This is a genomic window from Fulvimonas soli (genome assembly GCF_003148905.1).
GTDB lineage: Bacteria > Pseudomonadota > Gammaproteobacteria > Xanthomonadales > Rhodanobacteraceae > Fulvimonas > Fulvimonas soli.
Genome location: NZ_QGHC01000006.1, coordinates 88,052 through 105,274 on the forward strand (window position 1 = coordinate 88,052; position 17,223 = coordinate 105,274).

Annotated in this window: 16 protein-coding genes; 8 read left to right on the forward strand and 8 right to left on the reverse strand. The window is 72.0% G+C overall.

Translation table 11 applies throughout. The features are described 5' to 3' along the window. Positions 1-38: 38 nt before the first annotated feature. Positions 39-401, forward strand: a complete 363-nt coding sequence (locus tag C7456_RS09075; RefSeq protein ID WP_109723426.1) for a YkgJ family cysteine cluster protein — start codon at positions 39-41, stop codon at positions 399-401. Positions 402-451: 50 nt separating this feature from the next. Here the strand turns inward: C7456_RS09075 and C7456_RS09080 are convergent, their stop codons facing one another. Beyond that, positions 452-2,065, reverse strand: coding sequence for a tetratricopeptide repeat-containing sulfotransferase family protein (locus C7456_RS09080; protein WP_109723427.1), 1,614 nt, complete (start codon positions 2,063-2,065; stop codon positions 452-454). 158 nt (positions 2,066-2,223) lie between these two features. On the opposite strand from C7456_RS09080, the gene cysD reads away from it, so the two are divergent. Then, positions 2,224-3,126 carry a sulfate adenylyltransferase subunit CysD gene (cysD, locus tag C7456_RS09085; protein ID WP_245889814.1) on the forward strand — a complete coding sequence of 301 codons (903 nt, stop codon included), beginning with the start codon at positions 2,224-2,226 and terminating at the stop codon, positions 3,124-3,126. Beyond that, positions 3,126-4,958: an adenylyl-sulfate kinase gene (gene cysC / locus C7456_RS09090; RefSeq protein ID WP_109723429.1), complete on the forward strand. Its 1,833-nt coding sequence runs from the start codon at positions 3,126-3,128 to the stop codon at positions 4,956-4,958. Before cysD ends, cysC begins: the two co-directional genes overlap by 1 nt. Positions 4,959-5,268: 310 nt before the next feature. Here the strand turns inward: cysC and C7456_RS09095 are convergent, their stop codons facing one another. Next, the gene (locus C7456_RS09095; protein ID WP_109723430.1) at positions 5,269-7,071 is read right to left on the reverse strand and encodes a DEAD/DEAH box helicase; all 1,803 of its coding nucleotides are present in this window, start codon (positions 7,069-7,071) and stop codon (positions 5,269-5,271) included. Between the two features lie 137 nt (positions 7,072-7,208). Between C7456_RS09095 and C7456_RS09100 the strand changes: the two genes are divergently transcribed. Beyond that, positions 7,209-7,958, forward strand: coding sequence for an SDR family NAD(P)-dependent oxidoreductase (locus C7456_RS09100; RefSeq protein ID WP_109723431.1), 750 nt, complete (start codon positions 7,209-7,211; stop codon positions 7,956-7,958). 48 nt (positions 7,959-8,006) lie between these two features. Here C7456_RS09100 and C7456_RS09105 read toward each other — a convergent pair whose 3' ends face one another. From C7456_RS09105 to C7456_RS09115, 3 genes are all read right to left on the reverse strand, one after another. After that, a complete protein-coding gene (locus C7456_RS09105) occupies positions 8,007-9,341 on the reverse strand; it encodes a DEAD/DEAH box helicase (RefSeq protein ID WP_109723432.1) in 1,335 nt (444 codons plus the stop codon). Between the two features lie 151 nt (positions 9,342-9,492). Next, on the reverse strand, positions 9,493-10,155 hold the full coding sequence (locus tag C7456_RS09110; RefSeq protein WP_109723433.1) for a class I SAM-dependent methyltransferase: 663 nt from the start codon (positions 10,153-10,155) through the stop codon (positions 9,493-9,495). A 106-nt stretch (positions 10,156-10,261) separates the two neighbouring features. After that, the gene (locus tag C7456_RS09115; RefSeq protein WP_109723434.1) at positions 10,262-10,612 is read right to left on the reverse strand and encodes an EF-hand domain-containing protein; all 351 of its coding nucleotides are present in this window, start codon (positions 10,610-10,612) and stop codon (positions 10,262-10,264) included. 156 nt (positions 10,613-10,768) lie between these two features. Here C7456_RS09115 and C7456_RS09120 point away from each other — a divergent pair, with 156 nt between their 5' ends. Continuing rightward, entirely contained in the window at positions 10,769-10,987 is a 219-nt protein-coding gene (locus tag C7456_RS09120) for a hypothetical protein (RefSeq protein WP_109723435.1), read from the forward strand. A 196-nt stretch (positions 10,988-11,183) separates the two neighbouring features. Here C7456_RS09120 and C7456_RS16830 read toward each other — a convergent pair whose 3' ends face one another. Beyond that, the gene (locus C7456_RS16830) at positions 11,184-11,528 is read right to left on the reverse strand and encodes an EF-hand domain-containing protein (RefSeq protein ID WP_139942921.1); all 345 of its coding nucleotides are present in this window, start codon (positions 11,526-11,528) and stop codon (positions 11,184-11,186) included. Between the two features lie 157 nt (positions 11,529-11,685). On the opposite strand from C7456_RS16830, the gene C7456_RS09125 reads away from it, so the two are divergent. Further along, positions 11,686-12,930: an MFS transporter gene (locus C7456_RS09125; RefSeq protein WP_109723436.1), complete on the forward strand. Its 1,245-nt coding sequence runs from the start codon at positions 11,686-11,688 to the stop codon at positions 12,928-12,930. Between the two features lie 35 nt (positions 12,931-12,965). Then, the gene (locus C7456_RS09130; RefSeq protein WP_109723437.1) at positions 12,966-13,451 is read left to right on the forward strand and encodes an FKBP-type peptidyl-prolyl cis-trans isomerase; all 486 of its coding nucleotides are present in this window, start codon (positions 12,966-12,968) and stop codon (positions 13,449-13,451) included. A gap of 258 nt (positions 13,452-13,709) precedes the next feature. Here C7456_RS09130 and C7456_RS09135 read toward each other — a convergent pair whose 3' ends face one another. Then, positions 13,710-14,246, reverse strand: a complete 537-nt coding sequence (locus C7456_RS09135; protein ID WP_109723438.1) for a C40 family peptidase — start codon at positions 14,244-14,246, stop codon at positions 13,710-13,712. Positions 14,247-14,412: 166 nt separating this feature from the next. After that, complete coding sequence (locus tag C7456_RS09140) at positions 14,413-15,864, reverse strand: hypothetical protein (protein WP_109723439.1); 1,452 nt, start codon at positions 15,862-15,864, stop codon at positions 14,413-14,415. Between the two features lie 94 nt (positions 15,865-15,958). On the opposite strand from C7456_RS09140, the gene C7456_RS09145 reads away from it, so the two are divergent. Then, complete coding sequence (locus C7456_RS09145) at positions 15,959-17,218, forward strand: NAD(P)/FAD-dependent oxidoreductase (RefSeq protein ID WP_109723440.1); 1,260 nt, start codon at positions 15,959-15,961, stop codon at positions 17,216-17,218. Positions 17,219-17,223 lie beyond the last annotated feature (5 nt).

Sequence of the window (17,223 nt, forward strand, 5' to 3'; positions counted from 1 at the left end):
GCGCTGCGCGCCCTGGGGTGCGCTTCGCCCGGTTTCCCATGGAGCATCCCTGCCTGCGCTGCGGCGCCTGCTGCGCCCATTACCGCGTCGCCTTCCACTGGTCGGAGGCCGAGCCGGACCTGGGCGGCGTGGTGCCACCGGAGCTGGCCGAGAAGCTCGACCCGCACCGGCTGGCGATGCGCGGCACGCAGGCCTCGCGCCCGCGCTGCGTGGCGCTGGAAGGCACGGTGGGCACGGCGGCGCGCTGCGGCATCTATCCGCGCCGGCCCTCGGTGTGCCGCGAGGTGGCGCCGTCGTGGGAGTTCGGCGCGGCCAGCCCGCAGTGCGACAGGGCGCGCCTGGCGCACGGCCTGGCGCCGCTGACGCCGGAGGACTGGGCGGCGCCGCGGCTGGCGTCGTGAGCCGGGCCCGGGCATCCGTCGGCGGAGCCGGGCCGCGATGGAACCCCGCCTCAACCGCCCAACGGCGGCAACCCGAGCCCGAGCCGCAACGGATCGAGCAGCGCGCCGTAACGCTCCGCACGCGCGGTATCGCGGCGCAGCGGCTGGCGCACCTGCGCGGCGCTGGCGGTGCGCACGCTGCGCTCGGCGCGGTGGAAGTCCAGGCAGGCCGGGTCGAACGGCAGGCCGCAGAAGTCGAGCAGGGCGCGGATCTCCCGCTCCGGGTCGGCCAGCAGCGCCTCGTAGCACTGCGTGCGGATGCGCGCCGGACCGGCCGCGCGCCAGGCGTCCATCGCGCGTTCGTAGTCGCGGATGTAGGCGGCGATGTCGGTGAGCGCGCAGGCGAAGTGCGGCAGCCGGTAGAACTGCTGCTTGTAGCAGGACCAGCCGGCCTCCAGCGCGTCGCGCCGCGCGTCGACGATGCGCGCGCCCGGCAGCATCGCGCGCAGCAGCCCGGCGTAAAGCCAGTTCTCCGGCAGCTTGTCGGTGTGGCGCGGCCGCTGCGCGCGCCAGCGCGCGGTGCGCTCGAGGTAGCGCTTGCCCAGCCGGAGCCAGTCGGCCGCGCTGGCCCGGGCAAGCCACTGCGGGAACGGCTGGCCGCGCCGGCGCGATTCCTCGGCGAGCGTCTCGGGAAGGTCCGGCAGCTCGCTGGCGCCCTCCACCTGCGGGTGCGCGGCGAGGATCTGCTCGAACAGGGTGGAGCCCGAGCGCGGCAGGCCGACGATGAAGATCGCCTCGCGGCCCAGCGCGGGATCGGCCGGCTCCGGCAGCGCCGCGTCGGCGGCGCGCACCGCTTCCACCAGCGCGTGGAAGGCCCCGGCCTGCCACGGCGCCAGCCGGCGCTGCTGCGCGTTGGCCTCGCCCAGCGCGGCGAAGGCCGCCGCGTAGTCGCCCTGGTCCTCGCACGCCTTGCCCAGCGCGAAGCCGAGGGCGATGCGGTCCGGCGGCGCCAGGTCGTCGCGCCGGAGCAGGCCGGCGAGCCGCGTGCGCTCGTCGGCGGAGAGCGGGCGCGTCTTCAGGTTGGCCAGCCCGCGCCAGGCGTCGCCGCAGGCCGGATGCAGCGCCAGCGCGGCGCGGTAGCGCGCGTCCGCCTCGTCGAGGCGGCCCAGGTGCGCCAGCGCGTCGCCGAGCAGCACCTGCGCGGGCAGCAGGTCCGGCGCCAGCGCGGCGGCGCGCTGCAGCGCCTCGGCCGCCTCCGCCGTGGCGCCGGCCTGCTGCAGGTTGCGGCCCAGGTTGAACCACGGCATCGGCGCGTCCGGCGCCAGCGCGCAGGCGCGCCGCCAGCTCGCCAGCGCGGCCTCGCCGTCGCCCGTCGCCTGCAGCGCGGTGCCCAGGTCGGAATGCGCCAGCGCGTAGTCGGGCCACCGCGCCAGCGCGCGGCGCAGCCATGCCTGCGCCTCGGCCGGCCGCTGCCGGCGCAGGTGCAGGACGCCGTACAGGCGCAGCGTCTCGGGGTGCTCCGGCGCCAGCCCCAGGGCCGCGTCCAGCGCCTGCCGCGCCGCGTGCTCGTCGCCGTCGCGGATCGCCCGCGCGGCGGCCTGCAGCCGCGCCACGGCCGCGGCGGGCAGGCCGTCGAGGCAGGGCTCGGCACGGCGGTGCGGCGGGGCGGCGGCAGGCTCGGACATGCGGTGCTCGCAACGGGGCTGTCCCGCCGATGCTACGTCGCCCCGCCGGGCGTGGCGAGGCGCGCGGCGGCCGAAGGGGTAAACCGGGAACGGGTCTGCTACGTTTGCGCGATGGCTTCCGCGGAAGGCGGGCCGTTGACCGATCCAGGAGTTGCGCTTTGCCGTCCCTTGGCCACCTCGACGAACTGGAAGCCGAGAGCATCCACATCCTGCGCGAGGTGTTCGCCTGCTTCCGCCGCCCGGTCATGCTGTACTCGCTGGGCAAGGACTCGCAGGTGCTGCTGCACCTGTTGCGCAAGGCCAGCTTCCCCGCGAAGCCGCCGGTGCCGCTGCTGCACGTCGACACGCTGTGGAAGTTCCGCGAGATGATCGCGCTGCGCGAGCGCGTCGCCGCGCGGGGCGACGTGGAGGTGCTGGTGCACGTCAACGAGGATGGCGTGCGCCGGGGCATCTCACCGCTGCTGCACGGCGCGGCGCTGCACACCGACGTGATGAAGACGCAGGCGCTGAAGCAGGCGCTGGACAAGTACGGCTTCGACGCGGCGATCGGCGGCGCGCGGCGCGACGAGGAGAAGTCGCGCGCCAAGGAGCGCGTGTTCTCCTTCCGCAGCGCGCAGCACCGCTGGGACCCCAGGCGGCAGCGGCCGGAGCTGTGGCGGGCCTACAACACGCGCCTGTCGCCGGGCGAGAACGCGCGCGTGTTCCCGCTGTCCAACTGGACCGAGCTGGACGTGTGGCGTTACATCCGCCGCGAGGGCATCGAGGTGGTGCCGCTGTACTTCGCCGCCGAGCGCCCGGTGGTGGCGCGCGACGGCGCGCTGATCCTGGTGGACGACGGGCGCTTCACGCTGCGCGAGGGCGAGCGCGTGGAGATGCGCAGGGTGCGCTTCCGCACGCTGGGTTGCTACCCGCTCACCGGCGCGATCGAGTCCGAGGCCGACACGCTGGACAAGATCATCGACGAGATGGAGCGCTCGCGCGTCTCCGAGCGGCAGGGCCGCCTCATCGACCACGACGCTTCCAGCTCGATGGAGAAGAAGAAGCAGGAGGGCTACTTCTGATGGCCTCCCTGCTGCGCTTCATCACCTGCGGCAGCGTGGACGACGGCAAGAGCACGCTGCTCGGCCGCCTGCTGCACGACGCCGGCTGCGTGCCGGACGACCAGCTCGCCGCGCTGCGCCGCGACAGCCGCCGCCTGCACGAGGGTGACGCGGCGCTGGACTTCGCGCTGCTCACCGACGGCCTCGACGCCGAGCGCGAGCAGGGCATCACCATCGACGTGGCCTGGCGCCATTTCCACACGCCGCGCCGGCACTTCATCGTCGCCGACTGCCCCGGCCACGAGCAGTACACCCGCAACATGGCCACCGGCGCCTCGCAGGCGCAGGCGGCGGTGGTGCTGGTGGACGCGCGCAAGGGCCTGCTGCCGCAGACCCGGCGGCACAGCTACATCTGCGCGCTGATGGGCGTCCGCCAGGTGATCCTGGCGGTGAACAAGATGGACCTGGCGGGCTTCGACGCGGACGTCTATGCGTCCATCGTCGGGCCCTACCGCGAGCTGGCGGCGAAGCTCGGCATCGCCGCCGTGCACGCGCTGCCGGTGGTGGCGCCGGCGGGCGACAACGTGGGCGCGCGCTCGGCGCGCATGCCCTGGTACGGCGGCCCCTGCCTGCTGGAGCTGCTGGAATCGGTCGAGGCCGAGTGGGCGCCGCCGGCGCGGTTCCGCCTGCCGGTGCAGTGGGTGAACCGGGCCGATGCGGACTTCCGCGGCTACGCCGGCACGGTGAGCGGCGGGCGCGTCGCGCGCGGCGACGAGGTGGTGGTGCAGCCGGGCATGCAGCGGGCGCGGGTGGCGCGCATCGTCACTGCCGACGGCGACCTCGCCGCCGCCGCGCACGGCCAGGCGGTCACCCTGTGCCTGGACCGCGAGGTGGACGCCGGCCGCGGCGACGTCGTCAGCGCCGCCGCGCAGCCCGCGCCGGTGGCCGACCAGTTCGGCTGCCACCTGATCTGGATGGACGAGGCGCCGCTGCTGCCCAGCCGCAGCTACCTGCTGCGGCTGGGCACGCGCACGGTCAACGCGCGCGTCACCGCGATCAAGCACAAGGTGGACGTGAACACGCAGGCCGAGCTGGCCGCGCGCCGGCTCGAGCTCAACGAGGTCGGCTACTGCAACATCGACCTGGACCAGCCGGTGCCGTTCGAGCGCTATGCCGACGACCGCACGCTGGGCGGCTTCGTGCTGGTCGACCGGCAGAGCAACGCCACCGTGGCCTGCGGCATGATCGACTTCGCGCTGCGCCGCGCCGCCAACATCCACTGGCAGCACACCGACGTGGACAAGGCCATGCGCGCCCACGCCAAGGGACAGAAGCCGCTGTGCCTGTGGTTCACCGGCCTGTCCGGCGCGGGCAAGTCCACCGTCGCCAACCTGGTCGAGCGCCAGCTCGCCGCGCAGGGCTTCCACACCTACCTGCTGGACGGCGACAACCTGCGTCACGGCCTCAACGTGGACCTGGGCTTCACCGCCGAGGCGCGCGTGGAGAACGTGCGCCGCGTGGCCGAGGTGGCCAGCCTGATGGTGGACGCGGGGCTGATCGTGCTGGTGTGCGTGATCTCGCCGTTTCGCAGCGAGCGCGAGTTCGCGCGCGGACGCTTCGCCGAGGGCGAGTTCGTGGAGGTGTTCGTGGACACGCCGCTGGCCGAGTGCGAGCGGCGCGATCCCAAGGGCCTCTACCGCAAGGCGCGCGCCGGCGAGATCCGCAACTTCACCGGCATCGACTCGCCCTACGAGCCGCCGCAGCGGCCGGAGCTGCACCTGCGCGCCGACGGCCACCGGGTCGAGCAGCTGGCCGGGGAAGTGCTGGCAAGGGTGCGGGCGTTGCAGGGATAGGCCTTGGCGACGTTGGCCTCGCGTCCGCTTTCTTCCCGCTGCGCGCGACTTTCCCGTTGCACGCGGCCGTCGGCGCGGGGGACGGCCCCTGGCGCATCGCCCCGGTCGTCATTCCCGCGAAAGCGGGAATCCAGCGTCCTTGCTTCCGGCCCCGGAAGGCCAAGGAACTCCAGGTCCCGGCCTTCGCCGGGACGACGGGCAGGGCATCAAGCCCTCCCGACGGCGGGCAGGCACGCCACGCGGCGCGTCACCGGGAACCTCGGGGAAGACGCGGGCGAACGGCGCCGTCGCGTCAGGCCGCGCCGCGCGTTCAGCGCTTGCGCGGTGGTCCCTTCTTCCCGCCCGGGCGCTTGAAGCCGCCCGGCTTGCGCGTCGGCGGCGCGGAGCCGCCGTCGTCCCCGCCGTCCCACTCGCGGATGCGCAGCTGCTGCTGGCTCACCCACACCTTCCTCAGGTGCTCGAAGATCTCCTTCGGCATGCCCTCGGGCAGGTCGACCAGGCTGTAGTCGCCGCGGATGCTGAGGCGGCCGATGTAGCGGCTTTCCAGCCCCGCCTCGTTGGCGATGGCGCCGATGATGTTGCCGGGCTTCACGCCGTGCTCGTGGCCGACCTCGATGCGGTAGGTCTTCTTGCCCGGCTCGGTGGCGTGCGGGCGGAAGGCGCGCGGCGCGAACTCGCGCGGCTGCTCGCGGGCGGCATGCTCGCGCGGCTTGCGCTCGCGCCTGCCGTGCGCCTCGCCGTCATGCTCGCGCGGCGCGGGATCGCGCCTGGGCGGCGGCGTCAGCAGCAGCGGCTGCTCGCCCTGCGCGATGCGCGCCAGCGCGGCGGCGATCTCGATCGCCGGCACGTCGTGCTCCTGCTCGTACTGCTCGATCAGCTGCTGGAACAGCTCCAGCCCGCCGACCGCCAGGGTGTCGCTGATGCGCTGCTTGAAGCGGGCGATGCGCTGGTCGTTCACCGCCTCCACCGTGGGCAGCTTCATCTCCTCGATCGGCTGGCGGGTGGCGCGCTCGATCGCGCGCAGCATGCCCTTCTCGCGCGGGGTGACGAACAGGATCGCCTCGCCGCTGCGCCCCGCGCGGCCGGTGCGGCCGATGCGGTGCACGTAGCTCTCGGTGTCGTAGGGGATGTCGTAGTTCAGCACGTGGCTGATCCGCTCCACGTCCAGGCCGCGCGCGGCCACGTCGGTGGCGACCAGGATGTCGAGCTTGCCGTCCTTGAGCTGCTGGATCACCCGCTCGCGCTGCGGCTGCGCCATGTCGCCGTTGATCGCGGCGGCGGCGAAGCCGCGCGCGGACAGCTTCTCGGCCAGCTCCTCGGTGGCCTGCTTGGTGCGCGCGAACACGATCATCGCGTCGAACGGCTCGGCCTCCAGGATGCGCGTCATCGCGTCCAGCTTGTGCAGGCCGCTGACCCACCAGTAGCGCTGGCGGATGTTCGCCGCGGTGGTGGTGGCGGCCTTGATCGACACCTCCACCGGCTCCTTCAGGTGGCGCTGCGCGATCTTGCGGATCGGCGCCGGCATGGTGGCGGAGAACAGCGCCACCTGGCGCGTCGCCGGGGTCGCCTCCAGCACCTTCTCCACGTCGTCGACGAAGCCCATGCGCAGCATCTCGTCGGCCTCGTCGAGCACCACGAACTTCAGTCCGGAGAGATCGAGCGTGCCGCGTTCCAGATGGTCGATCACCCGGCCGGGCGTGCCGACCACGACGTGCACGCCGCGGCGCAGCGCGTGCAGCTGCGGGCCGTAGCTCTGGCCGCCGTAGATCGGCAGCACCTGCAGGCCGGGCAGGTGCGCGGCGTAGCGCTGGAACGCCTCGGCCACCTGGATCGCCAGCTCGCGCGTGGGCGCCAGCACCAGCGCCTGCGGCTTGCCGGGCTTGAGCTCGATGCGCGAGAGGATCGGCAGCGCGAACGCGGCGGTCTTGCCGGTGCCGGTCTGCGCCTGGCCCAGCACGTCGCGGCCTTCCAGCAGCGGCGGGATGGTGGCGGCCTGGATCGGCGAGGGCGACTCGTAGCCGACGTCGGCCAGCGCCTGCAGCACCTCCGGCGAGAGGGCGAGCGCGGCGAAGCCGGCGGGGACCGGGGCAGGGTCGGAGAAGGGGGCGGACATGGGGAACCTCGAGTGGCATGCACGGCGGCATGCGGAGTGTGGATGGCATTGTATCAGCAAGGCGTGACCCCACTGTCTGCGAACTTCCCCCCGGCGCAGGCCGCGGGGATGGATCTTCCCACCGCGAAGGAGCAGACATGTCGAACCGACTGAACGGCCGCGTCGCCCTGGTGACCGGCGCCTCCTCGGGCATCGGCGAGGCCACCGCGCTGGAACTGGCGCGGCAGGGCGCCAGGGTGGCGGTCGCCGCGCGCCGCCGCGACCGCCTCGACACGCTGGCGAAGCAGCTCGACGCGCTCGGCGCCGCGCCGCTGGTGCTGCCCGCCGACCTGGCCGACGAGGCCGCGGCGCAGCGCGTCGTGAAGGAGACCGAGGCGCACTACGGACGGCTGGACGTCCTGGTCAACAACGCCGGCGTGATGTACCTGGAGCCGGTCGCCGAGGCCGACCTCGGCCGCTGGCGGCACATGCTGGAGCTCAACCTGCTGGGCCTGATCGCCGCGACGCAGGCCGCGCTGGCCGGCATGCGCGCGCGGCGCGACGGCCACATCGTCAACATCGCCTCCACCGCCGGGCGCGTCGCCAACCCGAACGCGGGCGGCTACGCGGCCACCAAGTTCGGCGTGGTGGCGTTCTCCGAGGCGCTGCGCCGCGAGGCGTACAAGGACAACATCCGCGTCAGCGTGATCGAGCCGGGCGCGGTGGCCACCGAACTGCGCGAGCACATCGGCCACGCCGCCGTGCGTGACGCGACCAACGCCTGGGCCGAGGGCATGCGCCAGCTGCAGAGCCAGGACGTGGCCGAGGTGATCGCCTTCTGCGTGAGCCGGCCGCCGCACGTCAACGTCAACGAGGTGCTGCTGCGGCCGACCGACCAGGAGCGCTGAAGGCTGGCTCCGGAGGGGCGGTCATCGCGGCCTCCGGCCGCGATGGCATCAGGCATTGGCCCCCGGCTTGGCCGAAGCGCGGCGCCGGCGCTTGCGGTTGCCCTCGGCCGGGCGCTCGCCGCCGCCCTGCGCCTGCGCGTGCCCGTGCGGGCGATGCGCCGGCGCGGGCCGGCCGCCCTGCGCGCGCGGGGCGCGCGGCTGGCGCTGGCCCTGCGCGGGGCGCGGGGCGCCCTCGTCCAGCCGCAGCGGCGCGGACGGCTCGAAGCCCGCGACGGCGGCCACCGCGACCTCCTGCCCGAGCAGCCTGCGGATGTCGCGCAGCAGGCCCGACTCGTCGTGGCTGACCAGCGACACCGCCAGCCCCTCCGCGCCGGCGCGGCCGGTGCGGCCGATGCGGTGCACGTAGTCCTCGGCGACCATCGGCAGGTCGAAGTTGATCACCATCGGCAGCTGGTCGATGTCGATGCCGCGCGCGGCGATGTCGGTGGCCACCAGCACGGTGACGCGGCCGCCCTTGAAGTCCGCCAGCGCGCGGGTGCGCGCGTTCTGGCTCTTGTTGCCGTGGATGGCCGCGGCGCGCAGGCCGGCGTGGTCCAGGTACTTCACCAGCTTGTCGGCGCCGTGCTTGGTGCGGCTGAACACCAGCGTCTGCCGGCGGCTGTCCTGCGCCAGCACGTGCAGCAGCAGCTCGCGCTTGCGCGCCGCGTCCACCGGGTGCACGCGGTGGCGCACGGTGGCGGCCACGCTGTTCGGCGGCGTCACCGACACCTCGCGCGGCGCGCGCATGAACTCCAGCGCCAGCGCCTTGATCGGCGGCGCGAAGGTGGCGGAGAACAGCAGCGTCTGGCGCTGCTTCGGCAGCGCGGCGAGGATGCGCTTGAGCGCCGGCAGGAAGCCCATGTCGAGCATGCGGTCGGCCTCGTCCAGCACCAGCACCTCGATGCCGGAGAGGTCGGCGGTGCGCTGCTGCAGGTGGTCGATCAGCCGGCCCGGCGTGGCGATCACCACGTCCGCGCCGCGGCGCAGCGCCTGCACCTGCGGGTTCATGCCCACGCCGCCGAACACCACCGCGCGGCTCACGCGCAGGTGGCGGCCGTAGTCGCGCAGGTTGTCGTCGACCTGCGCGGCCAACTCGCGGGTGGGGGTGAGCACCAGCGCGCGCGGCCGCCGGCCGCCGGCGGGCGCGCCGGCCGAGAGCTTCTGCAGCAGCGGCAGCGCGAAGGCGGCGGTCTTGCCGGTGCCGGTCTGCGCGGCGGCGAGCAGGTCGTGGCCCTCCAGCACCAGCGGGATGGCGCCGGCCTGGATCGGGGTGGGTTCGGCGTAGCCCTGTTCGGCGAGCGCGCGCAGCAACGCGGGCGCGAGGCCCAGCGATTCGAAAGACATGGAACGACTCCTGTGTGCAACCCGGAGCGTTCTTGCGGAACCGTGTTGCGGTATGGGGAATGGGCGTGGCCGCTGGCCACGGCGGCGGGGACGCCGTGCGCGCAGTATAGCTGGTGCGCGGCCGGACCGCGCCAGGCGCGGTCCGGGCCGTTCAGCCGGGGCGGCGCGCCACGACCAGGTAGCTGTTGAACGGGGTGCGCCCCCACAGCGGCTCGATCGCCACCTCCAGCCCCGCCGCGCGCAGCGGCGCGGCGATCTCCTCGGCGGAGGGATAGTGGGTGGGGCGCACGCGCATCCAGCCGGAGTAGTACAGGAACTGCTCCTCCAGCACCGTGGCGTGGAAGCGCCAGTGGCGCTCGCGCAGCACGTTGCGCAGCAGCAGCAGCCCGCCGGGGGCGACGTGCGGCGCCAGCTGCCGCAGCAGCACCGGCTGGCGCCCGGCGGGCAGGTAGTGCAGCACGTCGAGCAGGGCCACGTGGCCGCGGAAGTCGGGCAGCTCGGCCACGTCCGCGTGGCGCAGCTCCAGCGCGCCGCCGAGCGCCGCGGCCGCCACGCGGCCGGCGTCGATCTTGCGCTCGTCGTGGTCGACGCCGACGTAGCCGTGCAGCACGCCGGCCGCGTGCAGGTAGTGGCCCAGCAGGCCCAGCCCGCAGCCCACGTCGAGCAGCGGCAATGCCGGCGCGTCCGCCAGCCGTCCGGCGATGGCCGCGTAGAGCGGGTCGCCCGCCAGCTTGCCGCCGACGTAGCCGCGCTGGTAGCGGGTGGAAAAGCGCGCGGCGATGGCGCGGCGGGCGGCGCGGTCGATGCGGGTCATGCGTGGAGGCCGTTCCTGGGCAGGGGCGTGAAACCCGTCCGACCGCAAGTCTGGCCGGCCGCGGGGGCGCGGACAAGCGCCGCGGCGTCCCGCGCCGGCCGGGAGGTCACGGCTGGCTGCCGTTCGGCGCCTGCTGCGTGTAGGCGGCGTATTCGTCCGGGGTCAGGCGGCCGTTGCCGTCGCGGTCCGCCTCGGGGAAGTGGGCGCGCAGCTGTTGCAGGCTCTCCACGTCCCTGGGTATGTCGCTGCGCTTGAGGTAGCCGCGGTGCGCCGTGTCGAGCGAATCGAAGCTGGGCACGCCGGCAGGGGCCTGTTGCGGCATCGGCTGCTGCTCCGGCGCCGGCGGCGGCAGCGACGGCGGGTTGGTCGGCGGCGGGGTCGTCTGCCGGGCGCTCGCCGTGCCGGCGAGCAGCAGCCCGGCCAGGACGATGGAGTGACGAAGCGGTGCGTTGCGCATGCTCGGTTCCTCGCGGTGGGGTGGGGGGACTTGCCCGCCGAGTGTAGGCATGCGGCGTGGCCTGGCCGTGAGCGGGACGTTGCGCGAATGGAAGGTCCGCCGCGCGCCTGTGCTAGCTTGCCGCCTCGTTGTGGAACCCTTCATGGAGCCGACCCCATGCCCCTGCTGCCGGCCACCCTGCGCCAGCTCGACCACGACCAGCGCCGCACCGTGCTCGCCAGCTTCCTCGGCTGGACGCTGGACGCCTTCGACTGCTTCCTGCTGGTGCTCGTGATCGGCGAGATCGCCCGCGGTTTCCACACCGGCCACACGCGGGTGGCCGGTGCCGTTGCCGACGCTCGTGGTGCGTCCGCTGGGGCGCTTCCAGCCGCCTAGCAATCGCTATGGGCGGCAATCGGCACCGACAGCGAAAGAGACGAAAACGTGGAATGGGACGAAGCGTATTGTTGTCTAGGCACATCATGCGGAAGTGCCAATTCCGGGGTAATGCGGAAGACGTGTGGTTTCTCGTAGGCATGGTGGTCGGCCCTTGCGCCAATTGGGGACAAGGGCCGGCCACCTGAGGGCGGCGTCAGGGTTGGGCATTACCTCCCTGCAGCCCTCCCCGGGTGTAAGCGGCATATTCAGCCGGGCTCAGGCGCCCATTGCCATCCTTGTCTGCATCGGGGAAATGGGCACGTAGGTTCTTCAGTGCCTCTGCATCCTTGGGAATATCGCTGCGTTTCAAATAGCCGTGGTGTTCCTTGTCGAGGGAATCGAAGCTCGGTGCATCGAATGACTGGCCTAAACGCACCATGCCAGCGGACTGAGGTCGCGGTGGCGGAGGCGGAGGCGCCGATTGCTGCGCAGAAGCCACGGTATCGAACAGCAGGGCGGAGAGGATGAGCGCAATGATGCAGCGGTTCCCTTTTCGCATACGTCTTTTCCTCATGCTGTAAATGGATCGCCAATACCCAAGGGGGCAATGTTGTATGGCATGCGTCCCCTCGATCCGGTGGTGGGCGGAGTACCCGCATCCCAGTGTAGCTCCGTGTTAGCGTGGATGTCTGTTTAAAGCTCACGGGGCATCACACATGCACCTTTTCCCGGCCGCCCTGCGCCAGCTCGACCACGACCAGCGCCACACCGTGCTCGCCAGCTTCCTCGGCTGGACGCTGGACGCCTTCGACTACTTCCTGCTGGTGTTCGTGATCGGCGAGATCGCCCGCGATTTCCACACCGACCACACGCGGGTGACCACCGCGCTGTTCCTGACGCTCGCGGCGCGGCCGCTGGGCGCGCTGCTGTTCGGCCGCCTGGCGGATCGCTACGGGCGGCGGCCGGTGCTGATGGTGGACATCGTGCTGTTCTCGCTGCTGGAGCTGGCGTGCGCCTTCGCGCCGTCGCTGGGCGCGCTGCTGGTGCTGCGCTTCCTGTTCGGCATCGCGATGGGCGGCGAGTGGGGCATCGGCGCCTCGCTGGCGATGGAGTCGATCCCGCCGTCCGCGCGCGGGCTGGTCTCCGGCCTGCTGCAGAGCGGCTACCCGTGCGGCTACTTCCTGGGCGCGATCGCCTACTGGCTGGTGTTCGACCATTTCGGCTGGCGCGGCATGTTCGTGGTGGGCGCGCTGCCGGCGCTGCTGGTGCTGTACGTGCGCAGCAAGGTGCCGGAGTCGCCGGTGTGGAAGGCCGGGCAGGCCGGCGGCGGCCGCGCGAGCGCACTCGCGGCGATGCGCGGGTACTGGAGGCGCTTCCTCTACCTGATGCTGCTGATGATGGCCTTCAACATGTTCAGCCACGGCTCGCAGGACCTCTACCCGACCTTCCTGAAGTCGCAGCTGCATTTCGGCACCGGCGAGGTCACCGTGCTGACCATGCTGCTCAACCTCGGCGCGATCGTGGGCGGGCTCGGCTTCGGCGCGTGGTCCGAGCGCATCGGCCGGCGCCGCGCGATCGTCCTGGCCGCGCTGCTGGCGCTGCCGGTGATCCCGCTGTGGGCCTACGGCGGCTCGCTGCTGTTGCTCGGGCTGGGCGCGTTCCTGATCCAGGTGATGGTGCAGGGCGCGTGGGGCGTGGTGCCGACCCACCTCAACGAGCTGTCGCCGGACGCGGTGCGCGGCACCCTGCCGGGCTTCGCCTACCAGATGGGCAACCTGCTGGCGGCGGTCACCGCCACCGCGCAGAGCTGGCTGGCCGCGCGCCACGGCGGCGACTACGCCTTCGCCATGTCGCTATGGATCGCCGCGGTGGCGGTGCTGCTGGCGGCGCTCACCTGGCTGGGCCCGGAGGCGCACGGCGTCGGCTTCGGGGGCGCGGGCCACGGGAAAGGGCGCAGCTGATAGAATCCGCCGCTTTGATTGCGGGCGAGAAGGCGATGAAGGCTGGCAAGGACAAGGTGGTTTCCCTCCACTACACGCTCAGCGTGGACGGCGAGAAGGTCGAGAGTTCGCACGACCACGGCGAACCGCTGTGGGTGCTGCTGGGCCACGGCCAGCTGATCCCCGGGCTGGAGAAGGCGCTGGAGGGCCGCGAGGCCGGCGAGTCGCTGCAGGCGCGGATCGCCCCCGCCGACGGCTACGGCGAGCGCCAGGAAGGGCTCACCCAGCGCGTGCCCAAGAAGTACTTCCAGCAGGCGGCGAAGCTCAAGCCCGGCATGACCGCCGTGCTGGCGCTCAAGCAGGGCGGTCATCGCGCGGTGGTGGTGCAGAAGGTGGGCATGACCACGGTGGACGTCGACCTCAACCATCCGATGGCCGGCAAGACGCTGAACTTCGACGTCACCGTCAACGAGGTGCGCGAGGCCAGCGAGGAGGAGCTCCAGCACGGCCACGCGCATCCGCCGGGCGACGCGGCGCACTGAGCGCAGTGCTTCGCGGCGGATGAGACGACGGCGCCCTCGTGGCGCCTTCGTCGTGTCGGGGGCGTGGATGGTGGGCGTGCCGTGCTGCGGTGGATGGATCGCGGCCGGAGGCCGCTCCCACAGGCTTGCGGCAACCTTGTGGGAGCGGCCTCCGGCCGCGATGGCCTTTCTCCACAGGACGGCCGCCCCCCGGATGCCATGCCGGCGATACGCGCCGGCGGCGGATCTCTCCGTCGCCTGGGAAGAGAACGGGCTGTATCAGTCGAGCAGCCGCTTGCCGTAGGCGAAGTGGTCGCGCCAGTAGGGCCCGTCGATGTCGTCCAGCCGCACGGTGCCGCCGCTGTTGGGCGCGTGCACGAAGCGGCCCTGGCCCACGTACACGCCGACGTGGTCGATGCCGCCGCGGTTGCCGAAGAACACCAGGTCGCCGCTGGCCAGCTCGGTCATGCGCTTGATCTTGCGCCCGTCCACGCCGGCCATCTCGCGCGAGCTGTGCGGCAGCGCGATGTTCGCCGCCTGGCGGTAGATGTAGTCGACCAGCCCGCTGCAGTCGAAGCCGCCCTCGGGGGTGTTGCCGCCCCAGTGATAGGGCGTTCCTACCAGGCCCATGGCGCGGAACAGGATGTCGTTGGCCAGTTGCGCGTTCGCCTCCGAAGGGGCCCGCGCCGGCAGGCCGGCCAACGTGGAATGCGATGTCTTGAAGGTGGGTTCGCGCCGTACGGAAGGGGACGAGCAGGCGGAGAGCAGCAGCATCGATGCCAGCCATGCGGCCGCGGACCGCAACATGGCGGGCATCGCCGAACTGGCCCTGGAGCGAGGATGTTGCATACGCCAATCCCGGCAGTCGAGGCGCTGCAAGATTACTGTCTGAGAAATATCATTTCAAATTAAGCCGTTCCGGCAACTTTCTTCATTGGATTGGAGGTTTGGCGGCGGGCCGGGCGCATGCCCTGGCGCCAACTCAGTCGCTTACTTCGGTCTGAAGTTCGCCGAGCATGTGACCATCGGCGTCGACATACCGGATACGGAACCTGCCCGGGCGGAGATAGAGCACGTTCTGTTGCCTGTCCTGGACGAAAACATAGCGGTCCGCGGCAATGGCATTGTCCGGCTCGTCAGCGTAGTGCGCTTCGACCAGGCAGGGAATGGACGACCTGCATGGCTGGGTGCTGACAGGCACGGGTTTCCTCGTGCCGTCCAGGGTCAGCCACTTGGGCCGTTCGCCCGCGGAGGCCGGAGGCATGATGGCGAACCGCCGGTCGCCCAGTCTGAGGTTCACGGGCCCTTGCGCATAGCTCGACATGCGGTTGTTGCCGATGGGCAGGATGACGGAGACGTCATAGGCCTTGGGGCGTGCGCTCCAGATGGCCCCGCTTGAGCGGTTGCGGAGCACGAAGGGCTTGTCCAGATGGAAGTGGCTCAGGATCTGCTCGTAGATGTCGAGGTTGGGGTGCTGATAGGTCTTTTGGCTCGGTGTGCCCAGAAGCTGGCGCGTAGTGGCGCGCGCACTCAGCAACGAATTCGAGGTGATGTATTCGGATTCGGCCCGGGTGGCGGCATCCAGTTCGCTGACGGGCTCGTCTTCGCGGATATCCGTCTGATCGATGCTCAGCGGGGGGATTCCGGTGAGCTGCTGCAGCCTTTCCGCCATGGGCGTGACCGGGCCAAGGCGGCCGCGGGCCTTGTCTATGTGCGCATAACCTGCATGTACGAAAAGACGGGCTTCAGGGTCCTTGGCGAAGACGCGCTCGTAGAGATTCTTGGCTTGCCCGTCCTCGCGCTGCTGGCCGGCGTGACCTACTGTTTCGTAAGGGACAATCTTGAAGCCTAGACGAATGGCTTCGCGCAGGATGTCGCCGTAGATGGGCTCGTGCAGATACTCGCTGCCGCTGCGCGCGACCGGAAATCCGCGACTGGACAAGTCCGTGTCCTGACCATCGAGCGCTTCCGCGGCGAAGTAATTGAATCCGGCAGCCCTGAGCTTGGGCAGCAGGGCGAGGGTGAGTATCCGGGTGTGGGCATCATGGTGGGCTTCGTTTACCATGACGATGCGTCTTTCCCCCGCCAGTTTGACGATGGCGTCGACGGCATCCACGGCCTCCCAGTCCGAGGCGCGCGGCACATCCACCCGCTGCATGGGCTGGCTGCGCAGGGGAAAGTCGCGGACCGCCTCGCTGTACAGTCCCAGTTCGTTTTCGGTAGCTGCCAGGAATTGCAACGCAACGGCTTTGTCTTCGCGGGACAGCTGCGGCAGGGTGGTCAACAGGTAACGGTAGCGGGACATCTCGTCGTCGCTGTGCTCCATGACTCCCTGGAAGAGATCCGACCTGGATTGCTCCTTTGCCGGCAGGCAGCAGGCAAGGCCGAAAAAGGCGATGGCCAACAGGGTCTGGTGCGCCAGTCGGATGGACATGGTTCCGGGTTCCAGGAGGGTGGCTGCAGCCTATGCATAGCTTGCGGATGGGCACAAGTGAATTCTTTCCGGCGGGCCCGTCAGAGGCGGCAAGATGAATTCGCCGGATAGCGATGTCCTGATCCTCGGCGCCGGCGTGATCGGCCTTTCCTGCGCGCTGCACCTGCTCAGGGCCGGCGTCGGGGTGCGGGTGCTGGAGCAGGGGGCGCCCGGCTGCGGCGCCTCGCATGGCAACTGCGGCACGATCACGCCGAGCCACGCCGCGCCGCTGGCCATGCCGGGCACCTTCGGCGTCGCCCTGCGCTCGATGCTGCGGGCGGACGCGCCGCTGTACCTCAACCCGCGCTTCGACGGGCCGCGCCTGCGCTGGCTGCTGGGCTTCGCCCGGCACTGCAACTGGCGCGACTTCGCCCGCGCCGCGCAGGCGCGCTCGGCGATCCTGCAGCGCTCGCGCGCCCTGCTGGGCGAGCTGGTGCGTGCCGAGGGGCTGGATTGCGAGTTCGCCGAGGAGGGCGAGCTGTACGTCTACCGCACCGCCGCGCAGCTGGCGGCGGACCTGCGCCACCACGCCGACGTGCTCGACCGGCTCGGCGTGGCGGTGGAGCGGCTGGACGGCGCGGCGGTGGAGGCGCGCGAGCCGGCGCTGAAGCCCGGCGTCGCGGGCGGCCTGTTCCATCCCGGCGACGCGCGGCTGCGGCCGGACCGCTACGTGGCGGAGCTGGCCCGCCGCGTGCGCGAGCTGGGCGGCGCCATCGAGACGGATGCGCGCATCGGGCGCATCGAGGCCGAGGCCGGCCGCGTCGCGCGCGTGCGCACCACGCGGGGCGACTTCGCCGGCGGGCGCGTGGTGATGGCGCTGGGCGCCTGGTCGCCGCTGCTCGGCCGCCAGCTCGGCCTGCGCCTGCCGATGCAGCCGGGCAAGGGCTACTCGATCACCTACGCCCGGCCGCGGCTGGCGCCGCGCCACGCGCTGGTGCTGCGCGAGGCGGCGGTCTGCGTCACCACCTGGAGCAGCGGCTACCGGCTGGGCAGCACCATGGAATTCTCCGGCTACGCCGAGGGGCTCAACCGCACCCGCCTGGACGCGCTGCGCCGCGGCGCGGCGCAGGGCCTGCGCGAGCCCGAGGGCCCCGAGGTGCTGGAGGAATGGTGGGGCTGGCGGCCGATGAGCGTGGACGAGGTGCCGATCATCGGCCCGAGCACGCGCCTGGCCAACCTGCACCTGGCCACCGCGCACGGCATGCTGGGCGTCAGCATGTCGGCGGCGACCGGCGAGCTGGTGGCGGCGCAGCTGACCGGCGCGGCGCCGGCGATCGATCCGGCGCCCTATGCTCCCGCCCGCTTCGGCCTTTGACGGCG